This is a genomic window from Phenylobacterium sp. (assembly GCF_030693805.1).
Classification (GTDB): Bacteria; Pseudomonadota; Alphaproteobacteria; order Caulobacterales; family Caulobacteraceae; genus Phenylobacterium.
Genome location: NZ_JAUXZW010000316.1, coordinates 1 through 26,703, shown reverse-complemented (window position 1 = coordinate 26,703; position 26,703 = coordinate 1). Strand labels below are relative to the sequence as shown.

Here is a 26,703-nt window from a genome sequence, read left to right as displayed (position 1 = left end):
TTGATCTCATTCCTGTCGCTTACCCAGCCCCAATTCTACACCAGCAAATTCTCGAATCCTGTGTTTTGGCCGATCGTAAGCGGTATAGTGCTGTTGTATATTGTGGGACTTCTGATCATGCGTCGCATAATTAACTTCAGGTATTGAGGGCGGCATGGGCGTTTTCTTGCAGTTCGGAGTACTTGCCGCCGTCTTTGTCGCGGTCACCGCCATGGCGTTGATTGGCATCGAACGTCTGCGCACACTGGGTGCGGTTCAGCGGCGCCTGACCGGCGACCGCGCTCGGTCGGCGTCGAACCAGAAGCTGATCAAGCCGCAGAACGTCTCCAGTCCGGTGCTCGCTTGGGCGCAAGCGGCGTTCGCCGACCCCAATGACGGCGCGAAGCTGGCGCGCCAGCTTCGTCGCGCGGGCTTCGAACAGCTCTCGGCCCCCATCCTGTTCGTGATCCTGCGGCTGTCTCTGGCGATCGGGCTGCCGCTGCTGTTCCTGGTCGGCCAGACCCTGACCAGCGAGCCCGTCGTCGGGACGAAGCTGATCTTTCTCGCCTTGGCGCTATGCGGCGCCGGGTTCATCGCCCCCCAGGCGATCGTCGATCGCATGGGCTCGCGTCGGCAGTCTGAGCTCGAGAACGAGTTTCCTGACGCGCTGGACCTGACCGTTGTCTGCGTGGAAGCCGGACTGGGAATGGAGGCGGCGTTCGTCAAGGTGGGCGAGGAGACGCGTGAATCGCACCCGTTGATCTCGCGCCAGTTCGGCATCGTGTCGCAGGAGTTGCGAGCCGGCCGCAGCCGCGCCGAAGCCCTGCGCAATCTCGGCGAACGCACCGAAGTGGCCGCGATCCGATCCTTCGCCGCCCTGCTGATTCAGACGGACAGCCTGGGCGCCAGTATTGCGCAGACCCTGCGCATCTACTCGCAGGAGATGCGCGAAACGCGCTTCGTCAAAGCCGAGGAGAAGGCGATGCGCGTGCCGGTCCTGCTGACCATCCCCCTGGTCGCCTGCATCCTGCCTGTGGTGGTCGCATCGTTGATGCTCCCGGCAGGCATCGAGGTGGCCCAGACGCTGCTGCCTGCGCTTCGAGGAACAGTCAGATGACCCGAACAAGGCTTACCGGCCTCACGGCGGCGCTGTTGGCGCTCGGCCTCGGCCTCGGCGGTTGCACGTCCATTCCGAAGGCATGGAGCTGGCTGCAGCCGGAGAAGACAGTTGCGGTGCGTTCGATCGTAACGCCTACCACCTTCGGCGCGCAGACCTCGATCGACCGGGCCTATGAAGCCGCGTCCCGCGAGATCGAAGCTCGGCGCTACGGCCGCGCGCTGGAGCTCCTGCAGTATGCGCGGGATGTGGCGCCGTCGGACGTCCGGGTGCTTAACGCCCTTGGCGTCGTCTACGACAAGCTCGGGCGCTTCGAACTCAGCGCGCGGTATTACGCGGACGCCCTGAAATCTGAACCGGGGTCGCCGATTGTCCTGGCGAACGTCAAGTACTCGACCCTGCTGCAGGGGCGGTATCTGGCCTTGCAGGAGGACGCCGGTGGCCTGGTCGCGGTTGCGCAGCCGGCGACCCCGCCCGCGCCGATCCTTGCAGCGGCGGCGCCTGGCCTGCACCTCGCCCAGTCTGTGATCACGCCGCGGACGGCGCCACTGCTGGTCGGGCGCAGGTTGAACATCGTCGCCGGTATCGCGGCTGCGGATTCCGCGACCCGGTTGCGCGACCAGCTCGTCGCGCGCGGATGGTCGGTCGCGCGCGAGATCGAGACGGTCCGCGCGCCGCAAGTTCATTCTTTGATCGAGTTTCCGGCGCAACATCGTGAGGCGGCCCTGGCGCTTGCGCGCACGCTGCCGTTCGAGGCCCGACTGGTCGACTGCAAATCGACCTGCCAGGGCCTGGTGATTGTGCTGGGGGGGACGATGCGATGGAAGAGCTGATCATGACTTCAGCCTCAAGGTCGCCCGCGAAAGCGGGATGGATCAAGGGCGGATTACTGGCCACGGCGACGATCGCTTGGCTGATCGCCGGGCAGCCGGCGCAAGCGGGCCTGTTCGGACGCGACAAGGCGCCCGCAGCGACGCGACATCCGACGCCGGCCAGCGCGGGCGTCGTTGAGGCCGTCCAACGCGCGTTGGATGACGATCGTTTGTCCGACGCGGGTAGGTTGCTCGACCAGGCCTTCGCCGGTGGTGAACGCGACCTACGGCTGGTGTTGCTGTCGGGGCGCCTCAACCTTGCGAAGGGCCGCTATGACGCCGCGCTCGCAAGCTTCGCGGCCGCTGAGGCCGACCCGGCGCTCGGCGCCCGCGCGGCAGAGGGGAGGGGACTGACGCTCTCGCGCCTCAACCGGTCGGACGAGGCGGTGAAGGCTCTGACCCAGGCGACAATGGCCGACCCTAACCTGTGGCGCGCCTGGAACGCCCTCGGCGTCGAGCAGGACCGCCGCAAGAACTGGGCGGAGGCGGAGAACGCCTACCTGCAGGCGTTGAAGGCCCCGAGCGCGCAAGCCGAGGTCTACTGCAACCAGGGATACTCCATGATGTTGCAAGGGCGCTACGAAGAGGCGACCGGCGCCTTCGTCAGCGCCTTGCAGAAGGACCCGGGCTTGTCCCAGGCCCGGACCAACCTGCGTCTCGCGCTTGCGATGCGCGGCGACTACGCAAAGGCCACCACGATCAGCGCATCTGAGGACCGCGCCGCGGTGCTCAACAACGCCGGCTTCGTCGCCATGCTCCGGGGCGATCTCGATCAGGCGGAGAGCTTGTTCAATCAGGCGATCGAAGCCAGGGGCAGCTTCTACAGCCGCGCCTACGAGAACCTCACGCTGGTTCGCGGCCTGCGAAAGGGCAGCGTCGTGGCTGGCGGTCACGCGCCATGAAGGCGATCGCGCTCGCCCTGGTGGCCGCCTACGTCGCGGCGCTGGTCCTGGCCATGGTGAGCGACATCCTCTTTCGACGGATCCCCAACTGGGCGGTCGTCGCGCTCATCGCGGTTTTCGCGGCAGTCGTGTCGGCCGGCTTGTCGCCCCACCCCTTGTGGGCCTCGCTCGCCGCGGCGGGAATAAGCCTTGCGGCCGGCTTCACCCTCTTTGCGTTCAACGTCATCGGCGCGGGCGACGCTAAATTGTTCGCCGCGACGGCGCTGTTCGCGGGGTTGCAAAACCTCGGCGCCCTGGCCCTCGCCACTGTGCTGATCGGCGGGTTGATGGCCGTGGTCGTGCTGGTCGTGCGCCCAAAGCGAGCCCTGGCGGGCCTGACAAAGCGTGGTCGCGAGACCGGCGCCGGGGGGATTCCCTACGGGGTCCCGATCGCATGCGCGGCGCTTCTCGCCAGCTGGACTAGCGGCTTCCTCCAATCCTGGACATGACCATGGCGGGGGGCATTTCGGCGATGAAGGCGCGGCAGGGGACTGAGCAGGACGAGCAGGCCAGGGAGTCGGGGACGGCGCTGGTCCGATGCCTGCAGACCCTATGCTTGGTGCTGGTCGCCTACCTCGTGTCGCTGGGGCTGTTCTACGGCCTAGGTGTGGACCGCGTTCAGATCATCTTCCTGGTCCCCGTGCTGGTCGCTTCGGCTGTGTTCGGGGTCTGGTATGGCTTCCTGGCGGCGCTCGCCGCAGCGGCCGCCTACAGCCTGTTCCTCGGCCTGTCGGTGTTCTCCTGGCGTTTCGACACCGGCAAGGACGCCCTGAACGTCATTCTGTTCCTCGCGGCCGCCTGGCTCGCCGGCCTGTACACCGATGGCGTGAAGCGCCGGCAGAACGCCGCTAAGACGCTGATGAAGGCTGGGCAGACCCTCTCGGTCCACACCGAAGGCAGGGCCATCGGCCAGTTCCTGAACCGCGCCGCCTCAACGGGCGCGGGCCGTTGGATGGCCGAGCTTGGGCGGGCGGCGACGACCACGGGGCTCATCGTGATCGCAGCGGCGGCGGCGGCGTTGCTGCAGGGGCTGCTGGGCCACTCGATCGTCCTGGCGCTGCTGATGATCGCGGTGCTGGCTTCAGCTTCGAAATTCGGGGTTAGCTCCGCTTTGCTCGCGGCGGTGCTGGCGACGCTGGCCCAGGAAGCGGTGGTGCGCGGTCCACATGCTGTATTCCACCTGGATCCGGTCGAGGGACTCACCAACCTCGCGATGTTTGGCGGCGTCGGCGGTTGGGTGGGCGCGATGCGCGCCCGCGCGCGTGATGAACGCCAAGCCATTGAAGCGCTGTTCACTACGGGGCACAGCCTGTCCCTGGAGACCGACCAGAACGCGCTGCGTTCGATCCTCTACGAGGCGCTGATCGGCGCGCTGCGAGACGGTTCTGTGCGCATCACCGACGACACCGGGGCCGTGCTGCACGAGCACATCGGCGGCGGACCGCCGCCCCAGGTGGATCCCAAGCAACTCGAGCCCAACCAGACCATGGAGATCGGGCCCTGGCGCCTTCGCCGCATGTCGGTGAACGGACGTGACGTGGGCGTGGTGTCCTGGCGCACGCACGCTGCGCCAGTAGAGGACCGCACGGCCCTGGACCAGATCGTCGGGGTCATCACCGACCTTGGCGCGTCCGCGATCATGCGCGCGCAGCTCAGCGCCGAAAAAGCCGAGATGGAGTTCGTCGCCCGCACCGAACAGTTGCGGACGATCTTGCTGGACGCGGTGTCGCACCACTTCCGCACGCCGCTCGCCAGCATCGTGGGTTCGGTCACCAACTTGTTGGATCAGTCGGCCCAATACGATGAAGGCAGCCGTCACGACTTCCTGCTGATCATCAAGGAGCAGGCCAATCGGCTCAACCGCTACGTCGAGAATTTCCTGGGCGTGGCCCGCCTGGAATCCGGATCGATCGAGATCAAGCCGCGCGCGATCGACCTTGAGCACGCCCTCTACGATGTCTGGGAGTCATTCGGCGAAGCGGGGGGAGCCCGGCGCTTCCTCGACGTGCGGATAGAGGACCGGCCGATCTACGCCGATCCCGTCCCGCTGCGACAGATCCTGGGCAATGTCCTGGAGAATGCGATCAAGTTCAGTGCGGAAGGCTCCGTGGTCACGGTGCGCGGCCGCGTCGAGGAGGGACGCTCGGTGCTCGAAATCAGCGATGAAGGCGCCGGCGTGCCGCCTGAGGACCTGCCCAGAATCTTCGACCGTTTCTTTCGAAGCCGCACGGCCCAGGCGCCCGGCCTCGGCCTTGGCCTCTACATCACCAAGAGCCTGGTTGAACTGATGGACGGCGCGATCGCCTGCCGCGCACGCTCGGACGAGCGCACGGGCCTTGTAGTCTCGATCACCTTACCGCTTTCGACGGAGGTTCCGTGACAACGACCAAGATAGCCAAGGTCCTGCTGGTCGAGGATGAGGAGCAGCTTCTCCGCGTGCTCGGCTCGACGCTCGCGGCGGCTGGTTACGCGACTACGCTCGCCAAGACCGGGGCAGAGGCGATCGCTTGTATCGCCAACGAGACGTTCGACGTCATCCTGCTCGACCTCGGCCTGCCAGACCTCGACGGCAAGGACGTCATCACCCAGGCGCGCGCGACGACACGTGCGCCGATCCTTGTGCTGTCGGCGCGGGCGTCAGAGAACGAAAAGATCGCCGCGCTCGACCGTGGCGCCAACGACTATGTGGCCAAGCCGTTTGGCGTCGGTGAGTTGCTGGCGCGTGTCCGCGTGGCTGTGCGACCGCCGTTCGGGGCCGGCGCGCCCGGCAATTACAGCTCCAAGAATATCGAGATCGACTTCCGCAGCCGCATCGCCGTGGTGGAGGGAGCCACCAAGCGCCTGACTGCACGCGAAACCGAGCTGCTGCGCGCGCTCGCCGACGCGAACGGGGACATCGTCTCGCACGAGGAACTCGTCACCCGAATTTGGGGTGTGAGCGGAGACGCGGACGTCATGCACCTGCGCGTGCTGGCATGGCAGGTGCGGCGTAAGATCGAACCCGATGCGGCCGCACCGCGCTACCTGATTTCGGAACAAGGCCTCGGATATCGCCTGAGCGCGTGAGGCGAGGGCGTTTTCCCCTCAAATTCGCCGCAGTCTAATTCCGTTTTTATGGTGATTGCGGTGGAGGTGTGTACGATTTCCTTGGCTGCGTGCGATTACTGAACTTACGCCGCCGGGGTCTGGCGTGCGCATTTACAGAATTTATTGGATCAAAAGCGACGGTCATCTGGAACGCGGCCCGGCGATCAACTGTCACGATGACGACGAGGCGATCGCTGCTCTGAAGGAACTGAAACTCGACACGCTCGAGGTCGAACTCAGAGAAGGCGCGCGCCTGGTCGCAAGGTATCCGGACGAGTAAGCCCGCGAACGAGGCGCGCCAGCATCATGTTGATGAGCTTCGCACTGTGTGGCCTTGCGGCCTTTCTCGGAACCTATCTGATCCTATGGGCTCTGACCCGGCCTATGCCGCGCCGACAGGACGTGGACGCTCCCGCACCTCAAGATGATCGCGGACCGTCCCTTGAGGCGGGCGCGCCGTCGGACCCGGCGCTGATCGATCAACATCGTTCTGAGCCGGGTCTTAGCTAATCTAGGCGGATGTCCCGCTCGGTTGCACGGGCTGCGATGGTCTCGTTGTCCCTCCTTGCGCCGGCGATCGTCTGATTGACGTCGCGAACGCGCGCGTTGGCGGCGCGCCGTCGGTGCGTCCTGTCGCGAAACCGCCAGGCGAAACGTGTCAACGCTCCCGCGATATAGGCGATGCCCAGAAGGCAGACGATGTGTTCGATGTTCAACACGTACCCAGGAAAACGAAGACGAGTCGCTTCTTCACAGTCACCAGGCGGAAGATCGTCGGTCGTGTGCAGCGCCCAATTGTTCAAGTAATCAGAATAGGGGATTCCGCAAAACAATATATCAAAAAACGTCGGCTTCCCGACATAGCATATTGCATTTTAATGTGTTATTAATTGCACAATTACCCGTCGAGAATATTATAGTGGATTGAGGGCGAACGAACTATAGTTGAATGCAGCGCGGCGCATCATCTGGGATGAGCAGAGAGCGATCGTGGTCGACGATGACCGGCTCGGCCGTTCGGCGCGGTGCGCGGCTGCCAGTTAGGCGTCGTCATGCCCGATTACCGCTTCTACCTGCTTGGCGCTGAGGACCGTGTCCTGGGCGCTGTCGATATCGCGCTCGCCGACGATGAGGCCGCGACCCACAACGCCTGGCGATTGCTCACCGACTGCGATGCGGTTGATGTCCTCCGTGGCGCATTGATGCTCGGCCGTGTGTCTCGCAGCCCAGGCGATCCGCCTCGCAGGCGGATGCGACCGCCGCGCGAGCGCCGATGAAATCGCGCGAAATTCACCGATCAGGCGCGGTTCAGGCGCTCCGCTCCATTACCGGCGCATGGCGGCCGTGGATCGTCGACACCTCGAGTCGCTCCTACGAAGGTCGGCGTCGCCTTGAGCAGGCTCAACGTGTCTGACGAGTTCAAAGAGTCGATTGAGCGGCTGATCGGGCCCATGCGGGGCTATGCGCTGGCGCTCACACGCTCCCGCTCGGACGCAGACGATCTGGTCCAGGAGGCGCTGCTTCGTGCCTGGCGGTTTCGAGTCTCGTATAAACCAGGTACGAACCTCAAAGCCTGGTTGTTCCAGATACTCCGAAACGTTCACTATACCGAAACCAGGCGTCGCCGAACGACGGTCCAAGACGTTGATGGCCGCTTCGCGGCGGAGCTGACGGAGGATGGATACCAACATTGGCGTCTGGAATACTTCGAAATTCTGCAGGCGATCCAACAACTCACGCCGCAGTTGCAGGAGGCCATACTACTGATTTTCGCTGGCGATTTCAGTTATGAGGATATCGCCGCGATACTCGACTGCCCCGTGGGCACGGCCAAAAGTCGGGTGTTCAGAGCGCGCCGCAAGTTGGCGGAGATGATTGTTGATCCGACCTATTCATCTTGATCAGCAGTGCCGACTGCTCTGCGGCAAGTAGGATAGGTTAGACGCGTGGAACCATCTAACCATCTGATAATAGGCGGTTCGTCCTAGATTGCAGATCTAGAGGTCCCCCGTTCAAACCGGGCAGGCGGTAACACGCGAAAGCCGTCAGGCTGAGCTACGCCCCGTGCGGCTGCGCCAGCGAGGGCTGGATGCGCCAACGCCCGGCTCGCGGAGCTGACGGGCGCCCCGTCACCTACAACGCGACGGGCGAAGGGCAGTCGCCCTTTGAAATAGTCATGCCGCTTAATCGCAATCGGTGTGAAACACGCGCAGCGCGCTATCGGATGGCGCTGCGCCGTCTGTCCAACGGCGTGGTCTCGGGCGCCCGTCGCGCGCTGTGCATCTTGGCGGTCAGTGTGGCGGATGAGGGCGGTGTTCATGCCCGGTTTAAGCGCCATCCGCTCTAAGCCCGAGCCACCAGCCGGTTTGGCTTCAAGTCTGGAGTTCAGTTCCTTTGCGTCCGTTACACACCGAGCGTCACCTTCGGGCGAACACCTTTCGTGGCCTGCTCACCATCAGCGTCGCCGCCGCCGCGCTTGGCGCTGGCTCCGCGACAGCCCAGACGATGGAGCCGGATGAGACTGAGGTTGAAGAACTGGTGGTCAGCGGCACGCGCACTCTGCCGGGCTCGGTGATCGGTGACATCACGCCGGAGGTCACCCTCTCGGCCCGCGAGATCCGCGCCTTCGGGGCGGCCAACGTCTCAGAATTGCTCGACGCCCTGTCGCCTCAGACCACCAGCGGCCAGGGCTCGGGCGGGCGGCCCGTCGTTCTGATCAACGGCGCGCGCGTCTCCGGCTTCGCCGAGGTCCGCGACCTGCCCACCGAGGCCATCGCCCGAGTGGAGATCCTGCCCGAGGAAGTGTCGCTCAAATACGGATACCCGGCCGACCAGAAGGTCGTGAACATGGTCCTGCGGCAGCGCTTCAACGCCAAGCTGGCGGAGGCCACAACAAGCGTGCCCACCCAATCCGGCGGCGGCGAGACGGTCGGCGCCCACGCGGGCCTCCTGCGTATCCGTCGCGGTGAGCGGTTGACCCTCGACGCCAAGGCCACGCGCGTCGACTCGATCCTCGAGAGCGATCGCGACGTGGTCGGCGGCGACGCCTTTCGCACGCTTCAACCCCGATCCAACGACGTCGTCCTCAACGCCGTCCTGGCCAAGCCGTTGGGAGACGCCGGCGTCTCCGGCACGATCAATGGGACCTACGAAGCTACCGATAGCACCGCTAAGCTCGGCCTCTCGCCGTTCGGGCCGCAGGCGCTGGTCCGGCGATCGGAGTCCAATGACGGCAGTCTCGCCGGCGCCCTGAGCGGCGCCTACGCCGGCTGGCAATGGTCGTACACCGGCGAGGTGGGTCGTAACGTCTCCAAGTCGACCACCGACCGCGCCTTGGCCGGCCTCGGCTACACCGACCGCACGCGCACCCAGGTCACCTCGGCCCAATCAGACGTCGTGCTGAACCGCGCCCTCTTCTCGCTGCCCGCGGGCACGGTCAGCTCCACCTTCACCGCGCGCGCCTCCACCGTCGAGCTGGAGAGCGATTCCCTTCGCGCCGGAGCCGTCACCTCCAGCGACCTCAGCCGCAGCATCGGCCAACTGCAGGCCAGTTTCGACGTGCCGTTGACCCGCGCCGATGAAGGCCTGGGCCAGGCCATCGGCAAGCTGTCGGCGAACCTCAACCTGAACTATCAGCACCTGTCCGACTTTGGAGACCTCGAGTCCCTGGGCGGGGGTCTGAACTGGACGCCTGTGAAGCCCCTGCGGTTCTTGGCGTCCTTCACCCGCACCGACCAGGCCCCGACCATCAACCAGTTGGGCGACCCGGTGACGGCGACGCCTGGCGTGCGCGTGTTCGACCTGCAAACCGGCCAGACTGCCGAGATCACCCGCGTCACCGGTGGATCGCAAGCGCTGAACAGCGGGCGCCGCGACGTCCTCAAGCTGGGCGCGACCTACAAGCCCTTCGAGAAGACCAACCTGACGTTCCAGGCCAACTACGTCTCCAGCCGCACCCGCGACGCCATCGTCGCCTTTCCCTCGGCCTCGACCCAGGTGGAAAGCGCCTTCCCGGATCGCTTCATCCGCAACGCCGCCGGCGTGCTGGTGCAGCTGGACGCGCGTCCCGTGAACTTCGCCCGCCAGTCCCGCGACGAGCTGCGCTGGGGGTTCAACTTCTCGCGGCCGGTGGGCCCGCAGCCGACGCCCGAGCAGATCGCCGCCGCGCGTCAGCGCTTCGAGCAGGAGCGCGCCCGTCGAGAGCAGGCGCGATCCCAGGCTCAGACCCCCGCCCAGGGTGGCGCGGGCGCGACCCCGGCCACGCCACGCCAGGGCGAGGCGGCGCCCGACGGCCCGCCGCCAGGCGAGCATCGTCCCGCAGGCGGCGCGATGGGCGCAGGTCCAGGCGGCGGGATGGGGGCTGGCATGGCCGGCATGGGCGGCGGCTTCCGGGGCGGCCCGGGCGGTGGGCGGGGCGGTTTCGGCGGCTTCGGCGGCGGACCGCGCAGCGGCGTCTTCCAGATTGGCCTCTATCATACGGTCGCCTTCCGAGACGACGTGCTGATCGGCGCGGGCCAGCCGGCGCTCGACCTGCTGGACGGCGCGGCGCTTGGCGCTGGCGGCGGGTCGTCCCGTCACCAGATCGACTTGCAGGCCAACTACACGCGCGGCGGCCTGGGCGTGGCGATGAACACCAAGTGGCAGAGCGCCACGCGCATCACCGGCGCGGCGGCCGCCCAGGACCTGAAGTTCTCGGACTTCACCACCGTCAGCCTGCGCCTGTTCGCCGACCTGGGCGCGCAACCCTACGCCCGCGACCATCAGTGGCTGCGCGGCATGCGCGCCACCGCCGCCATCGACAACCTGTTCGACGCCCGTCAACAGGTCCGCACGATCACCGGAACGACGCCGATCAGTTACCAGCCAGACCTGCTGGATCCCGTGGGCCGTTCGGTTCGATTCACGATCCGCAAGCTGTTCTTCTGACGCGACGCCTGGTTTGGCGCGGCGGCGGGTTCGCGGGCTTTGAGCCCTCTGCGTGCGCGTCCGGCGTGCGTGGCGGGCCAATCGGCGTCGTCGCACGCCTTGCGGACTAAGCGGCCGGCGAAATCCGTGCTTCAACGTCGGTGATGATCCAGTCTCTTCCTGACCAGCTCCGCTCCAGCGTCCGCTTCCTCGGCCGCATCCTGGGCGACGTCATCAAGGCCCAGGACGGGGAGGCGCTGTTCAACCGCATCGAGGAGATCCGCCAGGCCTCGGTCGCCTTCCATCGCGACGCAGACCCGCAGAGCGCCGAGTTGCTGGAACGCCGCTTGGCCGGTCTCAGCCTGCCGGACACCGTGCGCTTCGCCCACAGCTTCGCCTGCTTCCTGCAGATCACCAACATCGCCGAGGATCAGATCCAGCGCCGCCGCGGCCAGGCGGGCGACGCGCGCGACGACACGCTCGCCGGCGTGCTGCGTACGCTGAAGGACGAAGGCGTCGGCCCCGAACAGGTGGTCGCTTTCCTGCGTGACGCGCTGATCGCGCCCGTGCTCACCGCCCATCCCACCGAAGTACGCCGAAAGAGCGTGCTGGACCGCACCCACGCCATCGGCGCTGATCTCGACGCCTTCGAACACGCCCGTAGCGACGATGAGCGCGAACAGGCGGAAGCCGAACTGCTGCGGCAGGTGTCGATCTTCTGGCGCACCCGGCTGCTGCGCAACGCCAAGCCGGGCGTCGGCGACGAGATCGAGACCGCCGTCTCCTACTTCGAACGCAGCTTCCTGATCGAACTGCCGAGGCTCTACGCCCACTGGGCGCGACGCCTGCATGCCGCCGAGCCGCTGCCGAGCTTCCTGCGGGTCGGATCCTGGGTCGGCGGCGACCGCGACGGCAATCCTTTCGTCACCGCGGAGGTGCTGCGCCATGCGCTCGCCCGCCAGTCCCGCGCCGCCCTGCAGTATTATCTGGGGCGCCTGCGCGCTCTGGGGGCCGAATTGTCTCTGTCGGGCGACCTGGCGCAGATCACGCCCGAACTGCAGGCTTTGGCCGAGCGGTCCGGCGACAATTCAGCGCACCGCGTCGACGAGCCGTACCGTCGAGCGCTGGCTGGGGTCTTCGCCCGCCTGGAGGCGAGCTATCCGGCACTGACGCTGGACGCCCGTGCGCCGTCATCCAGCCTTCCGGCCGAACCCTATTCTGGCCCGGAAGCCTTCCGGCGCGACCTGCAGATCGTGCAGGATTCCCTGGTGGCCAAGCAGGGCCCGCGATTTGTCGAGGGGCCGCTGCCGGAGCTGCTGCGCGCCGTCGATTGCTTCGGCTTCCATCTGGCGACCATCGACCTGCGACAGAACTCCGCCGTCCACGCCCGCGTGATCGGCGAACTGCTGGCCGGGGCAGGGGTCTGCGCCGCCTACGAGGACCTGGACGAGCAGGCTCGCTGCGACCTGCTGCTGGGCGAGCTCGGCCACGGCCGGCTGCTGTTCTCGCCCTTCGCCCCGTACAGCGAAGAGACCCAGCGCGAATATGCAGTGCTCCAGGTGGCCGGGGAGGCGAGGCGCCTCTACGGGCCAGAGGCGATCAAGGCCTACATCGTCTCCAACACCACCTCGGTCTCCGACCTGCTGGAGGTCTACTTGCTGCTTAAGGAAGTGGGCCTGTTCCATCCGGGGCCGCAGCCCCGCGCCGACGTCCTCGCCGAGCCGCTGTTCGAGACCATCGCCGACCTGCGCGCGGCCCCGCAGACCATGCGTGACTACCTGTCCCTGCCGCTGGTCGCGGCGCTGTTGTCCGAGCAGCGGCTGCAGGAGGTGATGATCGGCTATTCGGACAGCAACAAGGACGGCAGCTACCTGACCTCCACCTGGGAACTGCATCAGGCGTCGAAAGCGCTGGCCACGGTCACCCAGGACGCGGGCCTGCGCCTGCAGCTCTTCCATGGCCGGGGCGGGGCGGTCGGGCGCGGCGGAGGTTCCAGCTTCGACGCCCTGCTGGCCCAACCCGAAGGCACGATCGGCGGCCGGATCCGCGTCACCGAGCAAGGCGAGGTGGTGGCCAACAAATATGCCGATCCGCAGCTCACCCGCCAGAGCCTGGAGACCCTCACCGCCGGCGTGCTGTTGGCGTCCCTGCGCCGTCCTTCGAACGCGCCGCCGGCCGCGGTGAACGGCGAGGTGATGGATGCTCTCGCCGCAGCCGCCTTTGCGTCCTACCGCAAACTCACCCGCGAAACGCCTGGTTTCGTTGAGTATTTCTACTCCGCCACGCCGATCAACGAGATCATGGAGTTGAACATCGGCAGCCGCCCTGCTCAGCGCCAGGGCCGGCGCAGCATTGACGGCCTGCGCGCCATCCCCTGGGTGTTCTCCTGGTCGCAGTCGCGCACCATGCTGCCCGGCTGGTACGGCTTCGGTTCCGCCGTCGAGGCGGCCGGCGCCTCCATCGACCAGCTCCGCGAGCTCTACGAGACCTGGCCGTTCTTCAACACCACGCTCGCCAACATGGAAATGGTGCTGGCCAAGGGCGACATGAACATCGCCCGGCGCTACGCAGGCTTGGTCGAGGATCGGCCGCTCGCCGACAATATCTTCGGCCTGATCCGCGCCGAATGGGACCGCACCTGCAAGGCGGTGCTGGCGATCACCGGCCAGTCGGTGTTGCTCGAGAAGAACCCCGACCTCGCCGAGATCATCCGCTCGCGCTTGCCCTACATCGACCCGCTGAACCACCTGCAGATCGAGCTCATCCGCCGCCGTCGCATGGGCGACGCCGACGCCGCCGTGCGTGAAGGCGTCCACCTGACCATCAACGGCGTCGCGGCGGGCTTGCGCAACAGCGGGTGAGGTCGGTCATCCCCACCCCACATGCCACGCCGGACGTCCGGCGAAGCGGCGGGCCAGGAAGTCGACGAACACCCGCACCTTGGCCGCCAGGTGACGGGCGTGCGGGTAGACCGCATGCACCCCGATCGGCTCGCATTCGAACGCGGTCAGGATCGGGACCAGTCGTCCGCTGCGCAGATCGTCGGCTGCCGCAAACGCCGGCGCGCGCGCGATCCCGAACCCTTCGCGCGCCGCATCGAGGCAGGCGGCGGGACTGGAGAACCGCAGGCGGCCCTCGACCCGAACGTCGCGTCTGGCGCCGGCCACCCTGAAATCCCACAGCGTCGGCTCGCGCAGGTTCAAGTCCAGGATCGCCTCCCGTCCGGCCAGCGCCTCCGGCGTCTGCGGCGTGCCGTGGCGCTGCAGATGATCGGGAGAGGCGCAGACCACGATCCGTGTCTCCGCCAGCTTTCGCGCGATCAGCGAAGAGTCGGCCAGCCGCGTGATCCGCACCGCTACATCGAAGCCCTCGTCCACCAGGTTCACTGTGCGATCGGAGAACGAGACCTCCAGCCCAACCTGCGGATAGGCTTGGGCGAACGCCAACAAGGCGGATTGCAGCGCCGCCGCGCCGAAGGTCACCGGCGCCGAGATCCTCAACAGCCCGCGCGGCTGGCCATCGTCTCGCACGCTGTCGTCCAAGGTCTCGAAGGCTTCGACGACCGCGCGAGCGCTTTCGAGATAGGCGCGCCCGACGTCGGTCAGCGCCACGTCGCGCGTTGTTCGGTTCAGCAGGCGGGCGCCAAGCCGATCCTCCAGCCGCATCACCACCTTGGAGGCCTGGCTGGGGGAGATCCCGAGCCGTCGCGCCCCCTCGGTGAAACTGCGCGCATCCGCGACCGCGATGAACGTTCTGAGGGCGTCGACACGATCCACGCGCATTAATTCCCATATGGAAAAAGACTGATCCGAATCTGACGCGTTATCAACGTGCTGGGAAGAGCCCACTTGAAGTCGGAGCCCGCGGCGACCCCACGGGCGCCAAATCACTGGAGACACCATGAGCACCGCCCCAACCGTCGCCGTCATCGTCGGCAGCCTGCGTAAAGGCTCCTACAGCAGAGCCCTCGCGACCGCCTTGGCCGGTCTCGCCGCGCCCGGACTCAATCTGCGCATCGTCGAGATCGGCGATCTGCCGCACTACAATCCCGACCTCGACGAGGCTCCGCCGGCCGCCTGGACGCGCTTCCGCGCCGAAGTGAAGTCGGCTGACGCCGTGCTGTTCGTCACGCCTGAGTACAATCGCTCGGTGCCCGGCGTGCTGAAGAACGCCATCGACGTCGGCTCGCGCCCCTACGGTTCGAGCGTCTGGGACGGCAAGCCGGGTGCGGTGGTCAGCCAGTCGCCGGGCGCGCTGGGCGGCTTCGGCTCGAACCACCATCTGCGTCAGTCGCTGGTCTTCCTCAATGTCCCGACCCTGCAGCAACCGGAGGCCTACATCAGCGGCACGGCTTCTCTGTTCGACGACCAGGGCAAGGTGGCCAAGGAAGACACCGCCAAGTTCCTGAAGACCTTCCTGGGCGCATTCCAGGGCTGGGTGGAGCGCCATGTTCGCGCGCCTGCTGAGCCAGCTTAAGGCGTCTTCGCGACAGGGTAGGGCGTCCAGCCCCAGTTGGACGGAACTTGATCATTCGCCGCCACATCTTCGCCGCTTGGTATTGATTGCTCGACGCCGGGGCGTTGCTGCGCGATGTAGCGCTCCGCGGCGGCCCTGCTGCGGGCGATCGGAAGATGGACGGCGATGATCACGACCGGACCGCACCTGAAACAGGCGCGTGAAGCCCTGCGGTGGTCCCCCGCGGAACTGGCGCGTGCGCTGCGCCTGGCCGGCGGCCCGTCCCAGGGTGAGAAGCGGGTCCTCGAGATGGAATCCGGGCGCCGGATGATCTCCGGGCCGGTGGCGGTGGCCGTGGAGTCGTTTCTACACGGCTACAAACCTGTCGGCTTCGAGTTGGACGCACCCGCCTGACGGCGGCGTAAGCCACCCCTCAGCATTCGTTAAACGATCCCGGGCACAGTGACGGTCTCTTGTTCGGAGACCGCCATGATCGTCGCCGCCATCGCCGCTCTCGGAGCTCTGCTGGACCTGCAGAGCCTGCAGCAGACGCTGCCGCCCGGTATCGACGCCGCCGTGAGTGAGGCGTTGTCGTCTGTCGACATCGGCGACGGCGCAAGCGGCGCCCGCACCCTTTCTATCCAGGAACTCAGCGGCGTCTCCAGCGGCCTGGACATGCGCATCGAAGGTCCGGCGACCTTCCGCACCGGCGACATCCTGATCTCCGGAGGGTCGGGCGATTCAAGTTTCACGGGCATCCAGTCGGTGAGCTTCAACACTGGCGTGGCCTCGGTCGTTCAGAGCTCGGTGTCGGTCGCCGCGGGTTCGTTCCAACTGGGCGCCGCCCCCTGACCGCACCCAAAGTCCTGCGTCCGAACGCCATATCGGCCCGGCACTTACGCTGCGTGCCGCTAAGGTCTAGATTCAAGCTGTTGCGCCCCGGAGCAGGGAGAATGTCGCCGGCAATCAGATTGGCTGTCTTGGGCTGGGTCGTTGCGCTCGCCGCAACGGCGTCGCACGCAGCGCCGACGCTGGAGTCTCCGCAGCCCGTCGCGACACGGCAGGACACCGCGGCCAACGACTACCGCAAGGGCGTCGAGGCCCTGCATGCCGGGCAACTGGATCGCGCCGAGGCCGCTGCGCTCGGCCTCGTGGAGACGGCGTCGCATGGCTCCGCCGGCCGTCACCTGCTGGGTCTGGTCAAGACGCGCAAGGGCGACCTGGCCGGCGCGGTCGCCGAGTTCGACAAGGCGCTGGTCAACGACCCGCAATCTATTCCTGCACGTACAGAGCGCGCCGTGGTGCTCGCCCGTCTGGGTCAGCTCGACAAGGCCCGCGTCGACCTCGACGCCCTGAAGGCGCGCGCCGCGCTGTGCGGCAAGGCCTGCGCGCCCGAGCTTCGCTCCGCCATCTCGCGGGTCGAGGCCGCGTTGGCCGCGGGCCGTCCGCCCGCCGCCTGATCGGCACGGCCCAAACACATCCTCAAGGCTGGACGCGTGGCGTTGCGTTGCGCGAAGATGGGTTCAGGACAGGCGTCCTTGCCGATCCGGCTCGTGAACCGCCGCCATCACCACTGGGGATGAGACATGAAGGTAGCCATCGGCGAACGCGCGCGCGTCTTTCTCGAAGGCAAGCTGCCGGCGGGCGTCGAGCCGGTCTGGTATGATGGGTCAAAGGGCGCCGTCGCCGCCGCCGGCGAGGTCGAGGCTGGCTGGCTCGACATCATCAACCCGGCGACCATGGCCGAGGCGCTGGAGGTCGGACGCGGGCTGAAGTGGGTTTTCACCGTCCAGGCCGGCGTCAGCGCCCAGCCGCTCGCGACCTTCAAGGAACGCGGCATCGTGCTCACCAACGGCGCGGGCCTGAACTCCATCCCCGTCGCCGAGTATGCGATCATGGGCATGTTCGCGCTGGCCAAGAACCTTCCAGCCTTGCTGAAGATCCAGGAGAGCCGCGTCTGGCCCCGTGACGCCCCCGGGGTCGGCGAGCTGTTTGAATCCAAGGCGCTGATCGTCGGCTATGGCGCCATCGGCAAACATATCGGCACGCGCCTGGAAGGCCTGGGGGTCGAAGTGGTGGGCGTGCGCCGCAACCCGAGCAGCGACCCGGCCACCCTCGGCCCCGATCAGTGGCGCGCCCGGCTGGGCGAGTTCGACTGGGTGATCCTGGCCGCCCCGGCCACACAAGAGACTGACAAGCTGATCGGCGCGGCGGAGTTGGCCGCCATGAAGCCGTCGGCCTTCATTATCAACATCGCCCGCGGCGCGGTGATCGATCAGCCGGTCCTGTTGCAGGCGATCAACGACAAGGTTATCGCGGGAGCCTTCCTCGATGTGGTCGAACCTGAGCCCGCGCCGCCCGAGGATCCCGTCTGGTCGACGCCGGGCGTGATCATGACCAGCCACCTGTCCGGGCGCGCCCAGACCAGGCTCGCCGAGCGTGGCGCGATCTTCTTCCTGGAGAACCTGAAGCGCTACGTCGCCGGCGAGCCGCTCCAGAACGTCGTCGACCTGGACCTGGGCTACTAGCGACCTATGGGCGAGGCTTGTGCGTCGGCTTGCCGCCGGGCTTCGGCTTGCCGGCGAAGGCGGGCCGCGGCCCTTGGTTTGGCTTGTTGCCCTTGTAGGGTTTGCCGCCTGGCTTCCCGCCACCGGCGGGTTTACCCGCGGGCTTTCCCGGGCCGCCCTTGAAGTTTCGCGCCGGCGGAGCTGAGGCTTCCTCGATGCGGATGTCGTCACCGACCGTCGCCTCGATCGCCTTGGCGAACTTCGCCTCCACCGCCTTGGCGATCTCGAACTTTGTCTCGCGATCGAAGATGCGGATCTGGCCGATGTCGCGCTTGGTGACGTGACCCAGCCGGCAGATCAGCGGAATCAGCCACTTGGGGTCCGCGCCGCTGCTGCGCCCCGTCGTCAGCCGGTACCACGACACGTCGTCCGGGCCCATCCGCGTGAACTCGCCGGGGATCGGATCGACCAGGGCGTCGCGCTCCGGCTTGTAGGTCTTGATCGGCCCGGAGACCGAGGTCGGCGTGGACCCGCCACGGGTGTCGTCGAACACGTCTTCGGGCGCGGGCAGGGCGGCGCGATGCAGCCGCACCAGAGCCACCGCGACCTGCTCGGCCGTGCGATCGTTGAGCAACGAACGGGCGAGGGCCAGATCCTCCTCGGTGGGCGTCTCCGAAAGCATCGGGTCGTTGACTAGCCGCGCCTGGTCGCCGGCGCGGATTTCTTCTCCGCTGGGCGGTCCGCTCCAGGTGGCGGCGATGTTCGCCGACTCCAGCAGTTGCTCCACCCGCCGGCGCTTGTTGTACGGCACCAGCAGCACCGCCGCGCCCTTGCGCCCGGCGCGCCCCGTGCGACCGCTCCGATGCAGGAGGCCCGCTTTGTTCGCCGGCATGTCGGCGTGCACCACCAGCCCGAGGTCCGGCAGGTCCAGCCCGCGTGCAGCGACGTCAGTGGCGACGCACACCCGCGCGCGTCCGTCGCGCAACGCCTGCATCGCCTCGCCGCGTTCCTTCTGGGTCAGCTCGCCCGACAGCGCAACCACCGCGAAGCCGCGCTCGCGCAGGTTCACATACAGGTGCCGCACCGCCTCACGGGTGGCGCAGAACACCAGCGCGCCGGGGCTTTCAAAGTAGCGCAGCACATTGACCACCGCGTGCTCGATCTCGTTCGGCGCGATGCGGATGGCGCGATAGTCGATGTCGCCGTGCGGTTCGTCGTGGCGGGTGGTGTCGATGCGCACGGCGTCGCGCTGATAGCTGCGCGCCAGGTTGGCGATCGGCTTGGCGATGGTCGCCGAGAATAGCAGCGTGCGACGTGCGGCCGGCGTCGCCTCCAGGATGAACTCCAGGTCCTCGCGGAAACCCAGATCGAGCATCTCGTCGGCCTCGTCGAGCACGACGACCTTCAGCTCCGAGAGTTCAAGATGGCCGCGCTCCAGGTGGTCGCGCAGACGCCCAGGCGTGCCGACGACGATATGCGCGCCGGCCGCCAGCATGCGCTGCTCGCGCCGCGAATCCATCCCGCCGACGCACGTGGCGATCCGCGCCTGGGCGGAGGCGTAGAGCCACGCCAGTTCGCTCGCCACCTGCATGGCGAGCTCGCGGGTCGGCGCCACCACCAGCTCCAGCGGCGCGCCGGCCGGACCCATGGTCTCGCCGTCGCCAAGCAGGTCGATGGCCGCGGCCAGCCCATATGCCACGGTCTTGCCCGACCCCGTCTGGGCCGAGACCAGCAGGTCGCGTCCCTCGGCGCTGGCGGCGAGAACCGCGGCCTGGACCGGCGTCGCGTCCTGATAGCCGCGCTCGGCGAGCGCGCGCTGCAGCGCGGGTTTGACTTGGGAGAAGGGCATAACATCCTGCGGGGCGTCGCGCGGCCGTAACATCCGCGAAGCGCGCTCTTGAGCACGTTCCCGCCGCCCTCGCCATCGCCTTCGCAGTTGCGGGACGCCGGAGTGTAGAATTTCTCGGTTGAGAGCGGGCGCCGCAGCGTTAGCGTCGGGGCGAACCCGTCAGGGAATGACTAGGGAGACGCGTCATGATCGACCTGCACTACTGGCCCACGCCGAACGGCAAGAAGGTGACCATCCTGCTGGAGGAGCTGGGCACGCCGTACAATATCGTCGACTGCAATATCGGCAAAGGCGACCAGTTCACCGACGCCTTCCTCAAGATCGGCCCGAACAACCGCATGCCTGTGCTTGTCGATCACGAGCCCATGGGCGGCGGCGAGCCGATCAGCATCTTCGAATCCGGCGCGATCATGATGTACCTGGCCGAAAAGGCCGGCCGCTTCTATCCGCAGGATCCGCGCGGCAAGTACGCGGTCACCCAGTGGGTCATGTGGCAGATGGCCAATCAGGGCCCGAAGATGGGCGAGAACGGCCACTTCCGCCGCCTGGGCCCCGAGCATGGGGAACAGGCCTATGCGCGCCGTCGCTTCGACGACGAGGCCAACCGCCTCTACGGCGTGCTCAACACGCGCCTGCACCAGAGCCGCTACCTGGCGGGCGACGAGTACAGCATCGCCGACATGATCGCCTATCCCTGGTCGGCCAACTGGGAGGGGCAGGGCCAGGATGTCGAGGAGTTCAAGCATTTCAAGCGCTGGCATGAGGAACTTGCGGCGCGTCCGGGCGTCCAGCGCGGCATGGCGGTTGCCCCGCGCGTGACCCCGGAGGATCCCGCGACCCTGTCGCCGGAGGAGCAGGAGCGCCGCCGCAAGATGATCTACAACCAGCGCGCCCGGCCCGTTCCGGCCTGAGGCGTCAGCCCCGCAAGGCGGCGGCGAGCGCGGCGATCTTCGCCTCGGTCTCGCGCCGTTCTGCGGGCGGCAGGCTATCGGCGACGATACCGGCGCCCGCGCGCGCCTCCACCCGCCAGCCGTCCTCATCCTGGGTGAACGCCGCCGTGCGGATCAGCACGCTGGAGTCCATAGCCCCGTCAAAGCCCAGGTGGATCATCGCGCCGAAGAACGGTCCGCGCGGCGCCTCGAGGCCTGCGATCACCCGCATCGCCTGCACCTTCGGCGCCCCGGTGATCGAGCCCGGCGGGAACGCTGCACGCAACAGATCGCAAGACCCGTTCCCTGTCGCCAGCACCCCGGTCACCGTCGAGACCAGGTGGTGCACGTTGGCGAAGCTCTCCACCGCGAACAGGCTGGGCGCGGCGACGCTGCCGGGCGCGCAGACCCGCGCCAGGTCGTTGCGCATCAGATCGACGATCATCAGGTTCTCGGCGCGGTCCTTCAACGACGCCGCGAGGCCCTCGGCCAGCGCCGCATCGCACGCGGGATCGGCGCTGCGCGGCGCGGTGCCCTTGATCGGCTGTGTCTCCACGTGCAGGGCGCCATTGAGCGGCGTCACCTTCAGGAACCGCTCCGGTGAATTCGACACCACCGCGCGGCCGGGCAGCCGCAGGTAGCTGGCGAACGGGGCGGGGCTCGCGAACGCCAGTCGGGCGAACGCGGCATTGGGCCGGCCGTTCGCTTTCAGCCGCCCGCGCCAGCGCCGGGCGATATTGGCCTGAAAGATCTCGCCGGCGCCGATCCGCTCGACCACCTCGGCCACCGCCGCCTCGTAGGCGCAACCATCGTCCGCCTGCAGGGGCGACTGCATCACCGCGGCCGGCGGCGTAGCGGCCTCAAGCCAGCCAAGCGCCTCCAGCGCCCGGGTGCGCGCCTGTGCGGCGTCGGCGCCGCGTCCGACCCCCAGCACCCGGCGCTCAATGTGATCGAACGCCAGCACCGTCGCGTAGAGCCCGCAGGCGACGTCCGGCCAGCCTTCGAAACGTTCCAGCCCCAGCCGCTCGACCTGGTCGCCGAGTTCATAGCAGAGCAGTCCGGCGACGCCGCCCTGGAATGGCGGCCCGCCAACCGCCCCGGCGCACACCTCGCCCGCCAAAGCCGCCAGTGCGGAGAATGCGTCGCCCATATCGGCCGCGTCGACGGTCAGCGTCTCGAGGGGCTGGCGCATGAGGTACGACCACCGGGCGCCCACGCGCCCCGACAGCAGGCACAGCGTCCAGGGCTCTTCGGCGAAGGGCGCGAGCGCTTCCACGGGTTCGCGCCACCCGGTCTCGATGATCTCGGTGGACCTCATGCCGGCGCCCATAGCCCGGCCACGCGTCGTCCGCCAGCGACGCGCCCGCCCTTAGTGGAAGATCACCGTGCGCGAGCCGTTCAGCAGCACCCGGTGCTCGGCATGCCACTTGATCGCCCGGGCCAGCACCAAGCTCTCGAGGTCGCGGCCCACCGCCACATAGTCGTTGACCGAGAGATTGTGGGTCACCCGCTCGACCGCCTGTTCGATGATCGGGCCCTCGTCCAGGTCCTCGGTGACGAAGTGCGCTGTCGCCCCGATCAGCTTCACGCCCCGCCGGTGCGCGGCGTGATAGGGACGGGCCCCGATGAAGCTCGGCAGGAACGAGTGGTGGATGTTGATCACCTGGCCGGGGTGGCGCGCGCACATCTCCGGCGACAGGATCTGCATGTAGCGGGCGAGCACGAACAGCTCCACTCCGTGCGCGGCGGCCAGTGCGTCGATCGCCGCCTCCTGCGTCGCCTTGGTCTGGGCTGTCACCGGCAGGTGGTGGAACGGCAGGCCGTGGCTGGTCACGAGCTCGGCGAAGTCGAGGTGGTTCGACACCACCGCCTTGATGTCGATCGGCAGGGCGCCGCTGCGCCAGCGAAACAGCAGGTCGTTCAGGCAGTGGCCCAGCCGCGAGACCAGCAACAGGGTCGGCGTGCGCCGGTTCATGTCGAAGAACTGCGCATCCATGCCGTAGTTGGCCGCCACCGGCGCGAACGCCGCGCGCAGGTCGTCCAGCGTGCGGCCCTGGGTGGACTCGAAGCCGGTGCGCAGGAAGAACCGGCCGTTCTCCCGATCGCCGTACTGCGCGCTCTCGATGATGTTGCAGCCGTTCTCCACCAGCACCCGCGATACGTCGGCGACGATGCCGATGCGGTCCGGACACGACAGGCTGAGCAGCAGCGGCGCCGCGGGCTCCTCGGCCGACGGCCGCAGCGGGATATCGATGGGCATGAGTGGTCTTGGCGTGGTGATCGGTGACGCGAAATGACGCGGGAATCCTTGTAGAACCGCAAACATGTCCGTGTCCGCAACACTCCTCTTCGATCAGGCGAAGCGCGTTTCGCGTCTCGCTCGTCCCATTCGTGGGGCGGCGGCGTGATCGACCAGGGCGAAGTCGTCGCCGTCAGCCGCGCCAAGGGCCATCGCTTCTCCAAGCCGAACCAGCTCTCCATCCGCCTGATGGCCGGGCTGGGCGTCGAGGGCGACGCCCACGCCGGGGCCACGGTCAAACACCGCTCCCGCGTCATGCGCGACCCGACTGCGCCAAACCTGCGGCAGGTGCATCTGATGCAAGCCGAACTGCACGAGGCGCTGCGCGCCGCCGGCTTTCCCGTCGAGGCCGGTCAGCTCGGCGAGAACGTCACCACTCGCGGCCTGGACCTTCTCGCTCTGCCGGCGGGCGCCCGACTGCGACTGGGCGGTAAGGCGGTGATCGAGGTCACGGGCCTGCGCAACCCCTGCATCCAGCTCGACCGCTTTCAGCCGGGCCTGATGGCCGCCACGCTCGGCCGCGACGCCGCCGGCGGCCTGGTGCGCAAGGCTGGCGTCATGGCGGTGGTGGTGGCCGGAGGCGACGTGCATCCGGGAGACGTCATCGAGGTGCAGCTCCCAGCTGGCCCGTTCCGCGCCCTGGGTGTCGTGTGACGCGCCGGTCTGGCTTGCGACGGGCGGCGATGTCACAAAGGCTGTGGGCGTCCGCTCAGACGACGCCGCCAAGATCGGGGAGGGCCGCGATGAGCTTCTGGCGACGTTCGGTGCTGGCGGCTTGCGCGCCGCTGCTGCTCGTCGCTTGCGCCACGTCCTTTCCAGCCGAGCCGCCGATCGCCGCCAAGGGGCCGCAATACGGGACTTTCGGCTTCGACGTCGCCGGGATGGATCCCAAGATCTCGGCGGGGGACGATTTCTTCGACCACGCGAACGGCCGCTGGGTCGAGACCGTCGAGATCCCCCCGGACCGGTCCAGCGTCAACACCTTCACCCAGTTGCGTGAGATCGCATCCCAGCGCACGGCGGCGATCATCGCCGACGCGGGGCGTTCGAACGCGCCGGCCGGCTCCAACGCCCAGCGGATCGGCGACTACTACGCGAGTTTCATGGACGAGGCGGCGATCGAGGCGGCCGCCGCCGCGCCGCTCCGCCCGGAGCTGGATCGCATCGCCGCCATACATTCGCGCGCCGATCTCGCCCGCGAACTCGGCGCGACGCTGCGCGCAGACGTCGACCCGCTGAACAGCACCGACCTCTACACTGATCGTCTGTTCGGCCTTTGGGTGGCGGAGGACCTGCACGACACGACCCGCTATCTGCCGTACCTTATGCAGGGCGGCCTGGGTCTGCCTGACCGGGAATACTTCCTTTCCGATACGCAGCGGTTCCGCGAGCTGCGCACCGCCTATCAGGCCCATGTCGCGGCGATGTTGACGCTTGCAGGCTACGACCTTGGCGACCAGCGCGCCGGCCGCATACTCGCCCTGGAGCTCGCCATCGCGCGGGCGCACTGGTCGGGCGTCGACACCACCGATGTCGCCAAGGCCGATGTCCGCTGGACCCCCGCCCAGTTCGCCGCCAAGGCGCCGGGGCTGGACTGGAGCGCCTACTTCGCCGCAGCCGGCCTTGCGGGTCAGCCGACAGTTGGGGTTTGGCAATCCACGGCGATCTCGGGGATCGCGCGCCTCGTCGGCTCCGAGCCGATCGACACCTGGAAGGACTATCTCGCCTACCACGCCGTCTCCCGCGCCGCGGCGTTCCTGCCCAAGGCCTTCGCGGACGCCGATTTCGCCTTCTACGGCCGCCTGCTCAACGGCACGCCCGAACAGCCGGCCCGCTGGAAGCGCGCCGTCGACCACACCAACACTGCGCTCGGCGACGCGATCGGCCGGCTGTACGCGGAACGCTACTTCCCGCCGGCCGCCAAGGCCGAGGCCCAGGCCATGGTTGAGAACATCCGCGCAGCCTTCGATCGCAGGATCGTCGCCCTCGACTGGATGAGCCCCGACACCCGCGCGAAGGCGCGCGAAAAGCTCGCCAAAATGCGCGTCGGCATCGGCTACCCGGACACCTGGCGCGACTATTCGGGTCTGGAGATCGTGCGCGGCGACGCCTACGGCAACCAGGTCCGCGCGGAGCTGTTCGAGCACCACCGCAACCTGGCCAAGCTGGGCAGGCCGGTCGATCGCTCCGAATGGTTCATGTGGCCCCAGGAGGTGAACGCCCTCAACGCGCCGCTGCAGAACTCGGTGATATTCCCCGCCGCCATCCTGCAGCCGCCGTTCTTCGACCCCCTGGCCGATCCGGCGGTGAACTACGGCGCGATCGGCGGCATTATCGGCCATGAGATCAGCCACGGCTTCGACGACACCGGTGCGCTGTTCGACGCCGAGGGCCGGCTGCACAACTGGTGGACGCCTCAGGACATGGCGCACTTCGCCGAACGCGGCCGCGCCCTGGTCGCCCAGTACGACGGCTACCGGCCGTTCCCCGACGCCGGCGTCAGCGGTGAGCTGACCCTGGGCGAGAATATCGCCGACCTAGGCGGCGTCAGCGTCGCCTATGACGCCTACCAGATCTTGCTGAAGGGACGTCCCGCCCCGGTGTTGGACGGCTTCACCGGGGATCAGCGGTTCTTCCTCGGCTGGGCGCAGAACTACCGCTCCAAGCACCGCGAGGCGTCGCTGCGCCGCGCCCTGGTCACGGACGTCCACGCGCCAGGCGAATACCGCGCCGACACCGTGCGCAACCTCGACGCCTGGTACGCGGCCTTCTCGGTGAAGCCTGGCGAGAAGCTGCATCTCGCGCCGGATCAACGCGTGCGCATCTGGTGAGCGCCGCGCCGGCCGCGTCGCGATGATCGAACCCGTCGATGATCCTGACGACCCGCGTCTCGAACCTTATCGCGGGGTGCGAGAGCGCGATCTGGTCGGTCGGCAGGGCCGCTTCATCGCCGAGGGCCAGGTGGTGCTGGAACGGCTTGTCGCCCAGTCGCGCCACCAGACCCTCTCCGTACTGATCGCCGCCAAACGCCTGGAAGCGCTCCAGCCGATCCTCGAACGCCTACCGTCCGACACACCGGTCTATTCGGCGTCGCAAGCCGTGATGGATGCGGTGGTCGGCTTCCACATCCACCGCGGCATCCTCGCCCTCGCCGCGGCCGCGCCGCCGGCTGATCCCGCAGGCCTGCTCCAGACCCTCGGCGCGGACGCGCTGGTGGTGGTGCTGTGCGGGGTCGCCAATCACGACAACATGGGCGGGGTGTTCCGCAACGCCGCCGCCTTTGGAGTGGGCGCGGTGTTGCTCGACGCCCACTGCTGCGACCCTCTGTATCGCAAGGCCATCCGGGTCTCGGTCGGCGGCGTGCTCAGCGTGCCGTTCGCGAGGCTTGCGGCCGACGCCGACCTTCCGCGCACGCTGGCCGTGGCGGGCTTCGAAGGGCTCGCCCTGTCGCCAGGCGGCGCGACGACCCTTGCGCAAGTCCGCAGGCCGCGGCGCTGCGCCGTGGTGTTCGGGACTGAGGGAGAAGGGCTGCCCGCCGATCTCCTGGCCCGGATGACGAGCGTACGCATCCCGATGGCGCACGGTTTCGATTCGCTCAATCTCGCCACCACCTGCGGCATCGTGCTGCATCAGCTGGCCTGACAGCCCTTGATTTCCCCGCGCCGAGCCGCTCGTTAGGAATCATGCATCGCACGCGCAAAGTGGTGGTGGCCGGCGCCGGCGCCCTGGGCCTGACCAGCGCGCTCGCGCTCGCCCGCGCCGG

The 26,703-nt window shown here is 67.7% G+C and carries 25 protein-coding genes; 20 read left to right on the top strand and 5 right to left on the bottom strand.

What is annotated here, in order from left to right; genetic code table 11:
- The first annotated feature begins 154 nt into the window (after positions 1 to 154).
- The 7 genes from Q8M88_RS12430 (at position 155) to Q8M88_RS12400 (ending at position 6,276) form a co-directional block, all read left to right on the top strand.
- On the top strand, positions 155 to 1,096 hold the full coding sequence (locus tag Q8M88_RS12430; RefSeq protein ID WP_305597474.1) for a type II secretion system F family protein: 942 nt from the start codon (positions 155 to 157) through the stop codon (positions 1,094 to 1,096).
- Positions 1,097 to 1,131: 35 nt separating this feature from the next.
- A complete protein-coding gene (locus Q8M88_RS12425; protein WP_305597473.1) occupies positions 1,132 to 1,929 on the top strand; it encodes a LytR C-terminal domain-containing protein in 798 nt (265 codons plus the stop codon).
- Positions 1,917 to 2,870: a tetratricopeptide repeat protein gene (locus Q8M88_RS12420; protein WP_305597472.1), complete on the top strand. Its 954-nt coding sequence runs from the start codon at positions 1,917 to 1,919 to the stop codon at positions 2,868 to 2,870. The genes Q8M88_RS12425 and Q8M88_RS12420 overlap by 13 nt, the downstream gene beginning before the upstream one ends.
- Positions 2,867 to 3,358: a prepilin peptidase gene (locus Q8M88_RS12415; RefSeq protein WP_305597471.1), complete on the top strand. Its 492-nt coding sequence runs from the start codon at positions 2,867 to 2,869 to the stop codon at positions 3,356 to 3,358. Before Q8M88_RS12420 ends, Q8M88_RS12415 begins: the two co-directional genes overlap by 4 nt.
- A gap of 2 nt (positions 3,359 to 3,360) precedes the next feature.
- On the top strand, positions 3,361 to 5,289 hold the full coding sequence (locus Q8M88_RS12410; protein ID WP_305597470.1) for an ATP-binding protein: 1,929 nt from the start codon (positions 3,361 to 3,363) through the stop codon (positions 5,287 to 5,289).
- Complete coding sequence (locus Q8M88_RS12405) at positions 5,286 to 5,975, top strand: response regulator transcription factor (protein WP_305597469.1); 690 nt, start codon at positions 5,286 to 5,288, stop codon at positions 5,973 to 5,975. The genes Q8M88_RS12410 and Q8M88_RS12405 overlap by 4 nt, the downstream gene beginning before the upstream one ends.
- 124 nt (positions 5,976 to 6,099) lie before the next feature.
- Complete coding sequence (locus tag Q8M88_RS12400) at positions 6,100 to 6,276, top strand: hypothetical protein (RefSeq protein WP_305597468.1); 177 nt, start codon at positions 6,100 to 6,102, stop codon at positions 6,274 to 6,276.
- A gap of 226 nt (positions 6,277 to 6,502) precedes the next feature.
- Here Q8M88_RS12400 and Q8M88_RS12395 read toward each other — a convergent pair whose 3' ends face one another.
- Positions 6,503 to 6,712, bottom strand: coding sequence for a hypothetical protein (locus Q8M88_RS12395; RefSeq protein ID WP_305597467.1), 210 nt, complete (start codon positions 6,710 to 6,712; stop codon positions 6,503 to 6,505).
- Between the two features lie 336 nt (positions 6,713 to 7,048).
- Between Q8M88_RS12395 and Q8M88_RS12390 the strand changes: the two genes are divergently transcribed.
- The 4 genes from Q8M88_RS12390 to ppc all read left to right on the top strand — a co-directional run bounded on the left by Q8M88_RS12390 (position 7,049) and on the right by ppc (position 13,762).
- Positions 7,049 to 7,273 carry a hypothetical protein gene (locus Q8M88_RS12390; RefSeq protein ID WP_305597466.1) on the top strand — a complete coding sequence of 75 codons (225 nt, stop codon included), beginning with the start codon at positions 7,049 to 7,051 and terminating at the stop codon, positions 7,271 to 7,273.
- 114 nt (positions 7,274 to 7,387) lie between these two features.
- Positions 7,388 to 7,897 (top strand): sigma-70 family RNA polymerase sigma factor, encoded by a 510-nt coding sequence (locus Q8M88_RS12385; RefSeq protein ID WP_305597465.1) that lies wholly within the window; start codon positions 7,388 to 7,390, stop codon positions 7,895 to 7,897.
- Positions 7,898 to 8,390: 493 nt separating this feature from the next.
- Positions 8,391 to 10,922, top strand: a complete 2,532-nt coding sequence (locus Q8M88_RS12380; protein ID WP_305597464.1) for a hypothetical protein — start codon at positions 8,391 to 8,393, stop codon at positions 10,920 to 10,922.
- 143 nt (positions 10,923 to 11,065) lie between these two features.
- Positions 11,066 to 13,762 carry a phosphoenolpyruvate carboxylase gene (gene ppc / locus Q8M88_RS12375; RefSeq protein WP_305597463.1) on the top strand — a complete coding sequence of 899 codons (2,697 nt, stop codon included), beginning with the start codon at positions 11,066 to 11,068 and terminating at the stop codon, positions 13,760 to 13,762.
- Positions 13,763 to 13,768: 6 nt separating this feature from the next.
- Here the strand turns inward: ppc and Q8M88_RS12370 are convergent, their stop codons facing one another.
- Entirely contained in the window at positions 13,769 to 14,683 is a 915-nt protein-coding gene (locus Q8M88_RS12370; protein ID WP_305597462.1) for a LysR family transcriptional regulator, read from the bottom strand.
- A gap of 118 nt (positions 14,684 to 14,801) precedes the next feature.
- Between Q8M88_RS12370 and Q8M88_RS12365 the strand changes: the two genes are divergently transcribed.
- The 5 genes from Q8M88_RS12365 to Q8M88_RS12345 all read left to right on the top strand — a co-directional run bounded on the left by Q8M88_RS12365 (position 14,802) and on the right by Q8M88_RS12345 (position 17,884).
- Entirely contained in the window at positions 14,802 to 15,377 is a 576-nt protein-coding gene (locus Q8M88_RS12365; RefSeq protein ID WP_305597461.1) for an NADPH-dependent FMN reductase, read from the top strand.
- A gap of 165 nt (positions 15,378 to 15,542) precedes the next feature.
- Positions 15,543 to 15,770, top strand: a complete 228-nt coding sequence (locus Q8M88_RS12360) for a helix-turn-helix transcriptional regulator (protein ID WP_305597460.1) — start codon at positions 15,543 to 15,545, stop codon at positions 15,768 to 15,770.
- 75 nt (positions 15,771 to 15,845) lie between these two features.
- On the top strand, positions 15,846 to 16,208 hold the full coding sequence (locus Q8M88_RS12355; RefSeq protein ID WP_305597459.1) for a hypothetical protein: 363 nt from the start codon (positions 15,846 to 15,848) through the stop codon (positions 16,206 to 16,208).
- Positions 16,209 to 16,336: 128 nt separating this feature from the next.
- Positions 16,337 to 16,816 carry a lipopolysaccharide assembly protein LapB gene (locus tag Q8M88_RS12350; protein ID WP_305597458.1) on the top strand — a complete coding sequence of 160 codons (480 nt, stop codon included), beginning with the start codon at positions 16,337 to 16,339 and terminating at the stop codon, positions 16,814 to 16,816.
- Between the two features lie 126 nt (positions 16,817 to 16,942).
- The gene (locus Q8M88_RS12345) at positions 16,943 to 17,884 is read left to right on the top strand and encodes a D-2-hydroxyacid dehydrogenase (RefSeq protein WP_305597457.1); all 942 of its coding nucleotides are present in this window, start codon (positions 16,943 to 16,945) and stop codon (positions 17,882 to 17,884) included.
- A 4-nt stretch (positions 17,885 to 17,888) separates the two neighbouring features.
- Here Q8M88_RS12345 and Q8M88_RS12340 read toward each other — a convergent pair whose 3' ends face one another.
- Entirely contained in the window at positions 17,889 to 19,712 is a 1,824-nt protein-coding gene (locus Q8M88_RS12340) for a DEAD/DEAH box helicase (RefSeq protein ID WP_305597456.1), read from the bottom strand.
- 185 nt (positions 19,713 to 19,897) lie between these two features.
- On the opposite strand from Q8M88_RS12340, the gene Q8M88_RS12335 reads away from it, so the two are divergent.
- Positions 19,898 to 20,623 carry a glutathione S-transferase N-terminal domain-containing protein gene (locus Q8M88_RS12335; RefSeq protein ID WP_305597455.1) on the top strand — a complete coding sequence of 242 codons (726 nt, stop codon included), beginning with the start codon at positions 19,898 to 19,900 and terminating at the stop codon, positions 20,621 to 20,623.
- Between the two features lie 4 nt (positions 20,624 to 20,627).
- On the opposite strand, the gene Q8M88_RS12330 is transcribed toward Q8M88_RS12335, so the two are convergent.
- Positions 20,628 to 21,959 carry an anthranilate synthase component I family protein gene (locus Q8M88_RS12330; RefSeq protein ID WP_305597454.1) on the bottom strand — a complete coding sequence of 444 codons (1,332 nt, stop codon included), beginning with the start codon at positions 21,957 to 21,959 and terminating at the stop codon, positions 20,628 to 20,630.
- A gap of 51 nt (positions 21,960 to 22,010) precedes the next feature.
- Positions 22,011 to 22,901 (bottom strand): formyltetrahydrofolate deformylase, encoded by an 891-nt coding sequence (gene purU / locus Q8M88_RS12325; RefSeq protein WP_305597453.1) that lies wholly within the window; start codon positions 22,899 to 22,901, stop codon positions 22,011 to 22,013.
- A 144-nt stretch (positions 22,902 to 23,045) separates the two neighbouring features.
- On the opposite strand from purU, the gene Q8M88_RS12320 reads away from it, so the two are divergent.
- The 3 genes from Q8M88_RS12320 to Q8M88_RS12310 all read left to right on the top strand — a co-directional run bounded on the left by Q8M88_RS12320 (position 23,046) and on the right by Q8M88_RS12310 (position 26,582).
- Positions 23,046 to 23,594: an MOSC domain-containing protein gene (locus tag Q8M88_RS12320; RefSeq protein ID WP_305597452.1), complete on the top strand. Its 549-nt coding sequence runs from the start codon at positions 23,046 to 23,048 to the stop codon at positions 23,592 to 23,594.
- 89 nt (positions 23,595 to 23,683) lie between these two features.
- Entirely contained in the window at positions 23,684 to 25,771 is a 2,088-nt protein-coding gene (locus Q8M88_RS12315) for a M13 family metallopeptidase (protein WP_305597451.1), read from the top strand.
- Between the two features lie 22 nt (positions 25,772 to 25,793).
- Positions 25,794 to 26,582, top strand: a complete 789-nt coding sequence (locus Q8M88_RS12310; RefSeq protein ID WP_305597450.1) for an RNA methyltransferase — start codon at positions 25,794 to 25,796, stop codon at positions 26,580 to 26,582.
- Positions 26,583 to 26,703 lie beyond the last annotated feature (121 nt).